The following is a 13,311-nucleotide window of genomic DNA, read 5'->3' on the forward strand; positions in this document are numbered from 1 at the left end:
TAATAATTGAACACTGAACACTTGATAATACAAGATATATTAGCTGCTATTCCTTGGGGTTTTTTACTCGCAATTTCTATTGGACCTGGTTTTTTCGTTTTATTAGAAACCAGTATTACCAAAGGATTTAAAGCCGCTTTTACTTTAGATTGTGGAATTATTTTTAGTGATATTATTTTTATTTTAATTGCTTATTTTGCTTCTAATCAAATCTTAGCGCAGTTTAAAGATAATCCTAATTTATATATTATTGGAGGATTAATTATGTCGGTTTATGGTTTGATTTCATATACTCAATTAAAGAAGAAATTTGTAATTGACGAAGAAAAAGACATTGACGATATTCCAAAAAACAACTATTTAGGATTATTTTTTAAAGGTTTTTTCTTAAATGTAATTAACATCGGAATATTAGGTTTTTGGATGATGGTTATCATTACTCAAGGACCAAGATTGCAAATGATTCCATCTAGAGTTTTTACTTTTTTTACAGCTACTTTGTTTTTTTACTTAGCGATAGATGTAGTAAAAATTATTTTAGCAAAACAATTAAAACACCGACTTACTCCTGTAAATATTTATAAAATTAAAAGAGTGATTAGTTTTATATTAATCATCTTTGGTGTGTTCTTTTTACTACAAGGAATTTTCCCAGGATTTAAAGAAAAAGTAGTTGATAAAATCGAAGAAACGAGATAAATGAGAAATTTTTTGATATTTCTATTTTTTGTAACTTTTAGTTCTTTTGCTCAAGATACTATTCCAGCTACAAAAAGCGTAGTTGCTTTAGATAAAATGAACGTGGTTTATTGTGGTGTTTCGAATCCTATTTCAATAGCTGTTAACAACGCTAAATCATATGTTATTTCTGGTAATGGCGTTTCAAAAAATGAAGATGGAAGTTATGTTCTTCGTCCAGGCTCTGGTAACGAAACAAAAGTATTTGTTGAAATAGAAAACTTCGATGGTTCAAAAGTTGTTGAAGAACATGTTTTTAGAATTAAAGGATTGCCTACTCCAATCGGAACTTTAAACGGAGAATATAGTACTAAAGGAAATTTAATTTTTACTTTAGAAGAAATGAAAGAGGCTAAAATTGGTATTAAATACATTGATTTACTATTTGATGTAAAATATGAAGTAACCCAATTTTCAATAAAAATATCAAGACTTGATACTATAATAATTGATGGTAATATTATATCTGATGATATTTTAGAATTATTAAAAAAAGTTAAGAAAGATGATTATATCTTGATTAGAGATATAAAAACAAACTATATGTTTGGAGATGGTTTACATAAATCAATAAAACCAATTATTTTTCAAATAATTCAATAAAAAAACCTCCTAATTTCTTAGAAGGTTTTAGAGGCATCGCCCGGATTCGAACCGGGGTAGACGGTTTTGCAGACCGCTGCCTAGCCGCTCGGCCACGACGCCATTGTTTGAACGGACTGCAAATTTACATTTTATTTCCTCTTTTCCAAAAATATTAAGCATTTATTAAGTACAAATATTTAGTTTTAAAGTTTAATTTTGTGCAAAACAAATAGTTGATTAATTATGAAGAATTTACGTTACTTAAAACCTATATTTAGTTTTTTCTTAATCGGTTTATGTATAACCACTATTAGCAGAATTCTTTTGTTTTTTGTCTTTAAAGAACGCGTCGTGGAGAATCCAAACTATGGACAATTGTTTCTAATTGGTCTTCGTTTCGATTTAATTCTTATGAGTTACATCGCATTTTTACCCACTGTTTTATTATCATTACTTCCAGATTCGGTTTTAAAGTACATTAAAAAGTTTTTTAATTTTTACTTTATTTTCTTCTTGTTTTTATTTCTCTTGATGGAATTATCAACATTAGATTTTATTAATCAATACGACACACGTCCAAATCGCTTGTTTTTAGATTATTTAATTTATCCTAAAGAAGTTGTTGGAACATTATTTAAAAGTTATTTACCTTCTTTAATTATCACTACTATTTTACTTTGTGTTGCTTTATTTTTTGCTTTTAAACATGGTAAAAAAATATTTTATCCGCTTGATAGTGTATATAAAACAAGGTTACTTTTATTTCCTGTAGTTGCTTTCTTTTTATTTTTTGGGGCTAGAGGAAGTTTAACCTCTAAACGTCCAATAAACGCTAGTAATGCCATATTTTGTTCAGATCAAATGACGAACTCATTAGGATTAAATTCGCTTTATACAGTTGCATTTGCTGCATATTCAATTAAGAATGAAGGTGATGTTAAAAAATATGGTAAAATGGATGAATTAGAAGCTTATACTCGTGTAAAAAAATACATGGATGTAACTGAATTTATCAATCCAGAAATACCTTTTTTGCATCATGTAAAACCTGATACTATACAACCAAAATATAATGTTGTTATTTTTTTACAAGAAAGTTTAGGAGCTGAATATGTTGGTTGTTTAAACGGTTTACCCTTAACACCTGAATTGGATAAATTATCAAAAGAAGGTTTATTATTCACCAATTTATATTGTACCGGAACACGAAGCGTAAGAGGAATTGAACAAGTAACGTCAGGTTTTTTACCGAATCCTTCTGAGAGTGTGGTAAAATTAAGTGGTTCGCAGCAAGGCTTTTTTACATTAGCTGAAGTTTTCGGAAAACAAAATTATGATACCAGTTTTATATATGGTGGTATGGCAAATTTTGATAATATGGCTTCTTTTTTTAATGGAAATGGTTTTAAAAACATCATAGATGAAACCGATTTTGATAAAGATGGAAAAAAATATGCCATGAAAGGAACTTGGGGCTATTCCGATGAAGATTTAGCGGTTAAAGCAAACGATTATTTTAAATCTTTGGGTAAAAAACCATTCTTTTCTTTAATGTTTTCTACTTCAAATCATGAGCCTTTTGAATTTCCAGAAGGAAGAATAGAATTGTATGAAAAACCTAAAAATACTGTAAATAACGCCATGAAATATGCCGATTTTTCAATTGGTAAATTCTTTGAATTAGCTAAAAAAGAAGCTTATTTTCAAAACACAATTTTTGTTGTAATCGCTGATCATAATACTAGAACTTACGGAAAAAATTTAGTTCCAATTAATAAGTTTCATATTCCAGCTTTAATTATTGCTCCTAATGTTAAAAAAGGAACAACTTATGATAATTTAGCAAGTCAAATGGATATTCCTTCAACCGTTTTGGCATTATCAGGAATTACCACAAATTCAACAATGCCTGGTAGAAATTTAATAAAATTGCCAAAAGGAATAAAAGGAAGAACAATAATGTTGTTTCATGAAACATATGCTTTTCGTGTTGAAAATGATGTCATTATTATGAATCCAAATGCAAAGCCATTACAATTTAAAATAAAAAGTGATACCGAATTAATTCCAACTCCATTGGATAAAGAATTAGCAAAAGATGCTTTGGCTCATATAGTAGCGTCGAGCAATTTATATAAAGGAAGAAAGTATAGATTAGAATAAAAAGAAGAGCTTTTAAAGCTCTTTTTTAATTTCTAAACTCTTCCATTTCTATTGTAACAGCTTCTACATCACCACCAATTGGAGGATTCAATTTAGAAACCGCTAATTTTATTCTAGAAACTGCTGGAATTTCAGAAAAGCATCTAGTGATTATACGTTGGGCAACATGCTCTAATAATTTAGAACGAATTGCCATTTCTTCTACCACAATTTTGTTTAATAATACATAATCAACGGTATCGGCTAATTCGTCGGTTTGAGACGATTTGCGTAAATCTGTTTTTATTTCCAAATCTACACTATAATCTGATCCAATTTTTCCTTCCTCAATCAAACAACCATGGTAAGAGAATGTTCGGATATTTTGTAATTTAATTGTTCCCATTTTTTCTTTTATTATATACCAAATTTACCAATTTTTAGCCATTTTTAAGGTATTAAACCATGAAAGTTTATATATCTTTGCATAAATTTTTGATACTATGTCAACAGAAGAAAAATCATTGAATTTTATAGAACAAATCATTGAAGAAGATTTAAAAAATGGTTTGTCAAAAGATAAATTACGTTTTCGTTTTCCACCAGAGCCAAATGGGTATTTACACGTAGGTCATGCTAGTGCTATTTGTTTAAATTTTGGTTTAGGAATCGATTATAAAGCGCCGGTAAACCTTCGTTTCGACGATACGAATCCATCTAAAGAAGAGCAAGAATATGTTGATGCTATCAAGCGCGATGTAGAATGGCTAGGTTTTAAATGGGATAAAGAATGTTATGCTTCAGATTATTTCCAACAATTGTATGATTGGGCAGTGGAATTAATCAAAAAAGATAAAGCGTATGTAGATAGCCAAACTTCGGAAGAAATGGCGCAACAAAAAGGAACTCCAACGCAACCAGGAACCGATTCTCCGTACAGAAATCGTTCTATCGAAGAGAATTTAGATTTATTTACACGTATGAAAAACGGAGAATTTGAAAAAGGAACTCACGTTTTACGTGCTAAAATTTCAATGGGTGCCAACAATATGTTGATGCGTGATCCTATTATTTATCGTATCATGCACGCACATCACCACAGAACAGGAAACGATTGGTGTATTTATCCAATGTACGATTGGGCTCATGGTGAAAGTGATTATTTAGAGCAAATTTCGCACTCGTTTTGTACGTTAGAATTCTTACCTCACCGTGAATTATATGATTGGTTTTTGAATCAAATTTATGATGAAACTAAAGTGCGACCAAAGCAAAGAGAATTTGCGCGTAGAAATCTATCGCATACCGTAGTTTCTAAACGTAAATTATTACAATTAGTTGAAGAAAAACATGTTACAGGTTGGGATGACCCGAGAATGTCAACGATTTCAGGTATGAGAAGACGTGGTTATACACCAAACTCTATCGTGAATTTTGCTAACACAATCGGAATTGCAAAACGCGATAATTTGATTGATGTTTCGCTTTTAGAATTCTGTGTTCGTGAAGATTTGAACAAAGTTGCACCTCGTGTAATGGCGGTTTTAGATCCTGTGAAATTAGTAATCACGAATTATCCAGAAGGTCAAGAAGAATGGTTAGAAGCTGAAAATAATCCAGAAGAAGAGGTAATGACGTACAGAAAAGTGCCATTTTCTAAAGAATTGTATATCGAAAGAGAAGATTTTCAAGAAGAAGCACATAAGAAATTTTTCCGTTTGACATTAGGAACTGAAGTTCGTTTAAAAAATGCCTATATCATTAAAGGTGAGTCTGTTATAAAAGATGAAAACGGAAATATTACCGAAATTCACGCTACTTACGACGTAGATTCTAAATCAGGAAGTGGAACAGAAGCTAGTCAAAGAAAAGTAAAAGGAACGATTCATTGGGTTTCAATTCCTCATGCAAAAGAAGCAGAAGTTCGTGTGTATGATAGATTATTTACAAACGAAAGTCCAGATAAAGACAAAGAAGTTGATTTTAAAGAGTTTATCAATCCAAATTCATTAAAAGTAATTACAGGTTATGTAGAACCAAGTTTAGTTACTTCAAAAGAATTAGATCATTTTCAATTTCAACGTTTAGGATATTTTTGTGTAGATAGAGATTCAACAGCTGAAAAATTAGTTTTCAACAAAACAGTTGGCTTAAGAGATACTTGGGCAAAAATTTCTGAGCAATAAAAATTTCTATTTTTTTGCCAAATCGAGCGAAGTCGAGATTTTTTAAATAATTTAAACCTGCAAAATTTTCTTTGCAGGTTTTTTTATTTCTATTTGGTTAAAATAAATAACATCAATGGAGTTTTAATTTTTAATCTTTTTTTGTTATTATTAGTAAAAACTATCAAAATTTAATTTTAAATAATTAAAAACTTTAAAAAATGACTTTCATAATTAATTTGTAAGAAAATATTTTTTTTAGGTAAAGTGTTTTTACATCTTTAGTTGTGAAAGCGGCTGAAATCGCTTTATTTTAATTTTTACCAAAAATTGAGGTAATTTTATTCTGATTTTCTCTTCTTGTAATTACTTTTATAAAAGTATCACTGAATTTATAAAATTATAACATTTGGTTATAAAAAAACCACCAATTAAAAATTGATGGTTTTAAAAATAGGTTTTAATCAAATTAAGAAACTTCGTTAGAAGTATCTGATGGATTATAATCTGTTGATGTATGATCATCTTTTTTCTTAGAACGTTTTGGTTGATTTTTCATGGTTTCACCTATTTGGTTACTTGCCGTAAAACTAGCTACCATATTGTTCAACATATCACTTCCAGCTTGTGGTGAATTTGGTAATAAAATTAAATTACTATTTGTATCAGCACCAATTGCTTGTAAGGTGTCATAATGTTGTGTAACTACAATCAATGCCGAAGCTTCTTGAGAATTAATTCCTACATTATTTAATACTTCAACACTTTCTACCAGTCCACGAGCAATTTCTCTACGTTGATCTGCAATACCTTGACCTTGTAAACGTTTGCTTTCTGCTTCTGCTTTTGCTTTTGCTACAATTCTAATACGTTGTGCTTCAGATTCAAACTCTGCTGCTGTTTTTTCTCGGTCTGCAGCATTAATTCTATTCATTGCATTTTTTACTTGAATATCTGGGTCAATATCAGTTACTAAAGTATTTATAATGTCATAACCATACGCCATCATTGCTTCATTTAATTCACGTTTAACCGCAATTGCAATATCATCTTTACGTTCAAAAACATCATCTAATTTTAATTTAGGAACTTCAGCACGCACTACGTCAAACACATAGGCTGTAATTTGATCATGTGGATATTCTAATTTATAAAAAGCTTCATATACTTTTTCTTGAATGACTTTAAATTGTACCGAAACTTTCATTTTTACAAACACATTGTCTTTGGTTTTTGTTTCGATAATAACATCAAGTTGTTGAATTCTAAGATTTACTCTTCCGGCAATTCTATCTATGATAGGGATTTTAAGCTGTAAACCCGAGTTTCTAATACTCATGAACTTTCCAAAACGTTCAATAACAACCGATGTTTGCTGTTTTACAGTAAAGAAAGAAGAAAAAAGAACAATTACTCCAATAAATAAAATTGGAAACATAATAAACTCCATAATTTATAGTTTTTAGATTTGTAGTTATACGCTTTTTTAAGTAAAAAGTTACAGAATACAAATTATTAAGTTTACTTTTGGCGCCTAAATTTATAGTAATGAAGAAATTAGTTGTTTTGTTTGTGATGATTTCAAGTGTTTCCCTAGCACAACGCGGACATAAAGACAGTAACCGAATAGGAATTGGGGCGGGTTTAACCCAAATGAGTATATATACCGATAATTTTTCTGTGACTCCAGAAGCTGGATGGATTGGTGGATTGAGTGTTAGAGGAAACTATTACAACAATTGGCAAATGAGTTTCGGAATGTTTTTTACCGATAGTAATTTCTCAATTCCATCTCAAAATGGATTGTTGCAAGGTAAAACAATGTACAAAATGTCGGCAGTTCAAATTTATATTGTTCCTAGTTATGTAGCTATTGAAGACCATTTGAATTTAGAATTTGGTCCTGTTTTACAAATTAATGGTAAGCTAACTATTGACAAAGATGATGAAAACAATTTATTACTAGACCAGCCAGGTTTAATAGCTAAAGATATTGTTGATGTTTCAAAAATAAACGCCAATTTCTACGTAGGAATCAATGGCGGAATTAAAAACGTAAGAGCTAGAATTGGTTACCAATATGGTTTAACGAATTTCTTCGGTAACTTAAAAAACAACGATAACGTTAAGTTGCTTGGCGAAAAAATGAAAGGAAATATTGGTTTGATTAGTGGTCAGATTACGATATATCTTTAACAAAAAAGCCCTGAATTATCAGGGCTTTTCTTTTATAAACTAGCAATTGCTTTTTCTATTCTTTTTACCGTTTCAGCTTTTCCAATCATTTCGATAATATCAAATAAATGTGGGCCTTTTAAAGCTCCTACTAAACTCAATCGTAACGGTTGCATTACTTTCCCCATTCCAATTTCGTTCGTCGTCATCCATTCTTTTAATAAGGTTTCGATGTTAACTGAAGTAAAATCTTCAATTTTATTCAATTCTGAAATCACTTGTTGCATTAATCCTGGCGTTTCCTCTTTCCAGTTTTTAGCCGCTTTTTCGTCGTAAGTTGTTGGCGCTTCAAAGAAATAATCGGCTAAATCCCAAAATTCATTCACAAAATGCGCTCTTTCTTTTATTAAAGAAACAACTTTTGTTAAATCAAGAGAAGTCGAGATTCCTTTTTTATCTAAAATCACTTTAAAGCTTTCTGCTAAACTTACATCAGATTGTTTTTGTAAATACTGATGATTGAACCATTTGTTTTTCTCTGGGTCAAACTTTGCTCCTGCTTTGTGAATTCGGTTTAAATCAAATTTTTGTACCAATTCTTCTAATGAGAAAATCTCTTGTTCGGTTCCATCATTCCAACCTAATAAAGCTAAAAAGTTGATCACCGCTTCAGGGAAAAATCCGTTTTCTCTATATCCTGATGAAATTCCTTCTTCTGTTTTCCATTCCAAAGGAAATACTGGGAATCCCATTTTATCACCATCACGTTTTGATAATTTTCCGTTACCGATTGGTTTTAAAATCAGTGGTAAATGCGCAAATTCTGGTGCGTTCCAACCAAAGGCTTTGTATAATAAATGGTGTAAAGGCAAACTTGGCAACCATTCTTCACCGCGAATTACATGCGAAGTTTCCATTAAATGATCATCCACAATATTCGCTAAATGGTACGTTGGCATACCATCTGATTTGAACAACACTTTATCGTCTAATAAATTCGTATCAAATTTAATGTCGCCACGAATGATGTCTTTCAATTCTAAAATTTCATTCACAGGTGTTTTAAATCGGATAACATATTGTTCGCCAGCTGTAATTCTCTCTTCCACTTTTTCACGTGAAACCGTCAACGAGTTATCTAATTGCTCTCTTACCGAATGATTATAAATGAATGTTTTTCCATTTGCTTCAGCTTCTTTTCGCATCGCATCTAAACTTTCTGCTGTATCAAAAGCATAATACGCCCAACCTGAATTAATCAACTGGTCTGCATATTGTTGGTACATCGCTTTGCGTTCGCTTTGACGATAAGGTCCAAATTTTTCGTTCTTTCCAACGGTTTCATCTGGCGCAATTCCTAACCATTCTAAAGCTTCAAAAATATAGGCTTCTGCTCCTGGAACAAAACGCGTTTGATCGGTATCTTCAATTCGTAAATAGAAAGTACCACCATGTTTTTTGGCAAATAAATAATTGAATAAAGCGGTACGAACACCACCAATATGCAAAGGTCCTGTTGGACTTGGTGCAAATCTTACTCTTACTGACATTTCATTAAATTTTGTGCAAAGATACGATTCCAATTTAGAAGTTAGAATTTAGATTTTAGAAAATCATTATGTTATTAACAATCCGATGCTGCAAATGTTAAGTTTCACTAAAAACCTATTGACAATTCTAGGAAGATGTTGTATTTTTATCGGTTATAAACAGTATATCAACAATTTTGGAAGCAAAAAGCATTATTTTCGATAAACTCGAAGGGTTTATCAAGAAATTTTACACCAACGAACTGATAAAAGGAGTCATTCTTTTTATTGGTTTGGGCTTGTTGTATTTTATTTTTACCTTATTGATTGAATACTTTTTATGGTTATCCACATCAGGAAGAACCATTTTGTTCTGGTTGTTCATTGGAATAGAATCTTTTTTATTGATTCGATTCATCGCTTTCCCGTTGTTCAAATTATTCAAACTGCAACAAGGAATTAATTACGAACAAGCTTCAGAAATCATTGGTAATCACTTTTCGGAAGTACAAGATAAGTTGTTGAATTTTCTACAATTGGCGAATCAAAGCCAAACTTCAGAATTATTAGCAGCATCAATCGAACAGAAAGCAGCTTCTTTACAACCGATTCCATTTTCGAATGCTGTGAATTTTGCCAAGAACAAAAAGTTTTTGCCTTATGCGATTGTTCCAATTTTATTATTGATACTGTTTTTCGTTACCGGAAATTCAGAAATTATTTCGAAAAGTTTTGCTCGTGTGGTGAATTATGAGACGAAATTTGCTCCACCAGCACCATTTGAATTTGTGGTGTTGAATAAATCTTTGATCGCACAACAGAATTCCGATTTTGTACTTCAAGTGAAAACACAAGGAAAAGTAATGCCTGAAAATGTTGCGATTCAAATTGGTGATGAAGAATATTTTTTACAAAGTACAAAGCCAGGCCTTTTCGAATATACGTTTTCAAAACTATCAAAAGATGTTACTTTTTCGTTTCAAGCTAATGGTTTGAATTCAAAAGATTATCAAATTAATGTGGTTGATGTTCCAACGATTGCCAATTTCGAAATGGTATTGCAATATCCTTCTTACTTAGGAAAGAAATCTGAAATTATACAAGGAACTGGAAATGCTGTTGTTCCTGAAGGAACAGTTGTGAATTGGAGAATTAACGCTTTGGCTACGGATAAAGTGAGTTTCAAATCGAACAATCAAGTGAGTGTTTTCGCTATTAAAGAAAACAACTTTTCGCTTTCAAGAAGAATCACCGATAATTTAAGTTATGAAATAATTACTTCAAACAGAAATATCAACGAGTTTGAAAAATTGTCGTATCAAATCGCAACCATTAAAGATCAATATCCAACAATCTCGGTTCAAATTGCGCCTGATTCCTTAAAGTTAAAATCAAAAATGATAATTGGTCAAGTTGCCGATGATCATGGTTTATCAAAATTACAAGTTGTTTTTTATCCGAAAGGAAATCCAAATGCAGTTCGAAAAGCGAATTTAGCGATTAACAAACAAGCGGTTGACCAATTTATTTATTCGTTTCCTAATGGATTATCGATTGAAGAAGGTGTAAATTACGAATATTACTTTGAAGTATTTGATAATGATGTAGTTAACAATTATAAAAGCACAAAATCTTCTGTTTTTCTTCATTATGAACTTACTGAAGAGCAAAAAGAAGACAAACAACTGCAAGAGCAGAATGAAAATATCAATAGCTTAGAAAAATCGCTTCAAAATCAAGATAAGCAAATTTCAGAATTGGATAAACTCCAAAAAATGAATAAAGAAAAATCTACTCTTGATTTTAAAGATCAAAAGAAAGTGGAAGACTTTATCAATCGTCAAAAACAACAAGACGAAATGATGAAAGAATTCACTAAAAAGCTAACCGAAAATTTAGAAGAATTCAATCCAAAATCGCAAGATAAAGACAAAGAAGAATTACTACGAAGATTAGAAGAAGCCGAAAAACAATCTGAGAAAAACGAAAAGTTGTTAAAAGAATTGGAAGAGCTTTCTAAAAAGTTAGAGAAAGAAGAACTTTTTGACAAAGCAGATAAATTGAAACAAAATGCTAAAAATCAAAAGCAGAATTTAGAACAGTTAGTTGAGTTGACAAAACGTTTTTATGTAGAGAAAAAAGCGGAGCAAATTGCTGACAAATTAGATAAACTTTCTGAAAAGCAAGATAAGCTTTCTGAAGATTCAAAGGAAAACACAGAAAAAAATCAGGAAGAAATAAATAAAGAGTTTGATGCTATTCAAGAAGAATTGCAAGAATTAGATAAAGAAAATAAGGATTTAAAATCTCCTATGGATATTCCAAATGATAAGAATGAACAAGAAGATATTAAAAAGGATTTAGAAAAAGCTTCTAGTGAATTACAAAAACAAAACCAGCAAAAAGCCAAACCTAAGCAGAAAACAGCATCCAAAAAGATGAAAGAAATGGGTCAAAAAATGTCCGCTTCTATGTCTGCAGGTGATATGAAAGAGATGGCTGAAGACGCAAAATTACTTCGTCAAATTCTTGATAATTTATTGGCTTTTTCATTTGATGAAGAATCACTGATTAAAACTACTAATGCAACGCAAACACGTTCTTTAGAATTAAATAAAGTTTTAAAAAGACAACAAGATTTGAAGTTGCAATTCAAACATGTCGATGATAGTTTGTTTGCTGTTTCAATGCGCAATCCTCAAATCACTGAGACAATTCTTAAAGAAGTTGGAGAAATACATTACAATTTAGACAAGAGTTTAGAAACACTTGCTGATAATAATATTGCTAAAGGCGCTTCTCATCAACAATATGTTTTAACTTCTGCTAACCGTTTGGCGGATTTCTTGAGTAATATACAAAGTCAAATGAGCATGGAAATGCAAGGTCAAGGTCAAGGAAAACCAAAACATGGAAAAGGTCAAGGCTCTGGAATGCAATTACCAGATATTATTAAAAAGCAAGATGGGTTAGGTGAAAAAATGAAAGAGGGCATGAAGCCAGGAGAAAAACCTGGTGAAAAACCCGGCGAAGGAAAACAAAAAGGTAAGGATGGTAAAGGAGAATCTGGAGAAGGTTCTCAAGAGGGAGAAAACGGATCAGAAGGTAATGCGGGAAAAGTATTAGAGATTCTTAAAGAGCAAAGACAATTGCGTGATGCTTTACAAAAAGCATTGGAAAAAGAAGGTATGACTGGTCAAGGGCAGAACGTTCTTAATCAGATGAAAGAATTAGAAAAGCAACTTATAAATAAAGGTTTTAAAAATGAAACTTTACAAAAGATGCTTAATTTAAAACATGAACTTTTGAAATTAGAGAAAGCAATTCAACAACAAGGTGAAGATACCAAACGTCAATCTAAAACTAATGACAAAAACTATAACGGTACCACTACTCCGCTTTCTAAGGAATTGAAAGAATATTTGAATAGTGTTGAAATATTAAACAGACAAAGCTTACCTTTGCAACCCAATTTTAATCAGAAGGTTCAAAACTATTTTAAAGGCAATGATTAGTTTTAATTACGAAACAGATTTCGAGCTAGAAAACGAAACACAATATGAAGATTGGATTTCTCGAATCATAGAATCAGAAGGATTTGATGAAGGAGAAATCAATTATATTTTTTGTGATGATGAATACTTGCATAAAATTAATGTTGAGTATCTAGATCATGACACATTAACTGATATCATTAGCTTTGATTACACAGTAGGAAATTTAGTACAAGGCGATATTTTTATTTCCATAGAGCGCGTTCAAGATAATGCCAATGATTTTAATGTTTCTTTCGATGAAGAATTGAAACGTGTATTGTCTCACGGTGTTTTACATTACTGTGGATATAAAGATAAATCTCCTAAAGACGAAGCATTGATGCGTTCAAAGGAAGAAGAAAAAATGAAAATGTTTCACGTGGAACATTAAGCTTATAAACTAGAATTTTTTTAAATGTTTCACGTGGAACATAATATTTA

Annotated in this window: 10 protein-coding genes and 1 tRNA gene; 7 read left to right on the forward strand and 4 right to left on the reverse strand. The window is 31.0% G+C overall.

Translation table 11 applies throughout. The features are described from left to right. Window positions 1–21: 21 nt before the first annotated feature. Together G4L40_RS01875 and G4L40_RS01880 are read left to right on the forward strand one after the other, a co-directional pair. The gene (locus tag G4L40_RS01875) at window positions 22–699 is read left to right on the forward strand and encodes a LysE family translocator (RefSeq protein WP_207785303.1); all 678 of its coding nucleotides are present in this window, start codon (window positions 22–24) and stop codon (window positions 697–699) included. Next, the gene (locus G4L40_RS01880; RefSeq protein ID WP_166235449.1) at window positions 700–1,341 is read left to right on the forward strand and encodes a GldM family protein; all 642 of its coding nucleotides are present in this window, start codon (window positions 700–702) and stop codon (window positions 1,339–1,341) included. A 31-nt stretch (window positions 1,342–1,372) separates the two neighbouring features. Here G4L40_RS01880 and G4L40_RS01885 read toward each other — a convergent pair. After that, a tRNA-Cys gene (locus G4L40_RS01885) sits at window positions 1,373–1,443 on the reverse strand. A 231-nt stretch (window positions 1,444–1,674) separates the two neighbouring features. On the opposite strand from G4L40_RS01885, the gene G4L40_RS01890 reads away from it, so the two are divergent. Beyond that, window positions 1,675–3,486 (forward strand): LTA synthase family protein, encoded by a 1,812-nt coding sequence (locus tag G4L40_RS01890; protein WP_317163918.1) that lies wholly within the window; start codon window positions 1,675–1,677, stop codon window positions 3,484–3,486. Between the two features lie 25 nt (window positions 3,487–3,511). Here G4L40_RS01890 and folB read toward each other — a convergent pair whose 3' ends face one another. Further along, window positions 3,512–3,871 (reverse strand): dihydroneopterin aldolase, encoded by a 360-nt coding sequence (gene folB / locus G4L40_RS01895; protein ID WP_166235454.1) that lies wholly within the window; start codon window positions 3,869–3,871, stop codon window positions 3,512–3,514. Window positions 3,872–3,968: 97 nt separating this feature from the next. Between folB and G4L40_RS01900 the strand changes: the two genes are divergently transcribed. Beyond that, complete coding sequence (locus G4L40_RS01900; RefSeq protein ID WP_166235456.1) at window positions 3,969–5,651, forward strand: glutamine--tRNA ligase/YqeY domain fusion protein; 1,683 nt, start codon at window positions 3,969–3,971, stop codon at window positions 5,649–5,651. Between the two features lie 448 nt (window positions 5,652–6,099). On the opposite strand, the gene G4L40_RS01905 is transcribed toward G4L40_RS01900, so the two are convergent. Continuing rightward, window positions 6,100–7,080, reverse strand: coding sequence for an SPFH domain-containing protein (locus tag G4L40_RS01905; RefSeq protein ID WP_166235458.1), 981 nt, complete (start codon window positions 7,078–7,080; stop codon window positions 6,100–6,102). A gap of 98 nt (window positions 7,081–7,178) precedes the next feature. Here G4L40_RS01905 and G4L40_RS01910 point away from each other — a divergent pair, with 98 nt between their 5' ends. After that, complete coding sequence (locus G4L40_RS01910) at window positions 7,179–7,826, forward strand: PorT family protein (protein ID WP_166235460.1); 648 nt, start codon at window positions 7,179–7,181, stop codon at window positions 7,824–7,826. Between the two features lie 32 nt (window positions 7,827–7,858). Here G4L40_RS01910 and gltX read toward each other — a convergent pair whose 3' ends face one another. Next, window positions 7,859–9,355 carry a glutamate--tRNA ligase gene (gene gltX, locus G4L40_RS01915; protein WP_166235461.1) on the reverse strand — a complete coding sequence of 499 codons (1,497 nt, stop codon included), beginning with the start codon at window positions 9,353–9,355 and terminating at the stop codon, window positions 7,859–7,861. Window positions 9,356–9,531: 176 nt separating this feature from the next. Between gltX and G4L40_RS01920 the strand changes: the two genes are divergently transcribed. Together G4L40_RS01920 and ybeY are read left to right on the forward strand one after the other, a co-directional pair. Continuing rightward, the gene (locus tag G4L40_RS01920; protein ID WP_166235462.1) at window positions 9,532–12,849 is read left to right on the forward strand and encodes a DUF4175 family protein; all 3,318 of its coding nucleotides are present in this window, start codon (window positions 9,532–9,534) and stop codon (window positions 12,847–12,849) included. Continuing rightward, window positions 12,842–13,261: an rRNA maturation RNase YbeY gene (gene ybeY / locus G4L40_RS01925; protein WP_166235463.1), complete on the forward strand. Its 420-nt coding sequence runs from the start codon at window positions 12,842–12,844 to the stop codon at window positions 13,259–13,261. Before G4L40_RS01920 ends, ybeY begins: the two co-directional genes overlap by 8 nt. The last annotated feature ends 50 nt before the right edge of the window (window positions 13,262–13,311 follow it).

The organism is Flavobacterium celericrescens (assembly GCF_011392075.1).
GTDB lineage: Bacteria > Bacteroidota > Bacteroidia > Flavobacteriales > Flavobacteriaceae > Flavobacterium > Flavobacterium celericrescens.

Excerpts from the sequence above, each read along its gene's own strand:
- ybeY (WP_166235463.1), top strand. The coding sequence starts at position 12,842 with ATGATTAGTTTTAATTACGAAACAGATTTCGAGCTAGAAAACGAAACA.
- folB (WP_166235454.1), bottom strand. The coding sequence starts at position 3,871 with ATGGGAACAATTAAATTACAAAATATCCGAACATTCTCTTACCATGGT.
- G4L40_RS01910 (WP_166235460.1), top strand. The coding sequence starts at position 7,179 with ATGAAGAAATTAGTTGTTTTGTTTGTGATGATTTCAAGTGTTTCCCTA.
- gltX (WP_166235461.1), bottom strand. The coding sequence starts at position 9,355 with ATGTCAGTAAGAGTAAGATTTGCACCAAGTCCAACAGGACCTTTGCAT.
- G4L40_RS01905 (WP_166235458.1), bottom strand. The coding sequence starts at position 7,080 with ATGGAGTTTATTATGTTTCCAATTTTATTTATTGGAGTAATTGTTCTT.
- G4L40_RS01880 (WP_166235449.1), top strand. The coding sequence starts at position 700 with ATGAGAAATTTTTTGATATTTCTATTTTTTGTAACTTTTAGTTCTTTT.
- G4L40_RS01900 (WP_166235456.1), top strand. The coding sequence starts at position 3,969 with ATGTCAACAGAAGAAAAATCATTGAATTTTATAGAACAAATCATTGAA.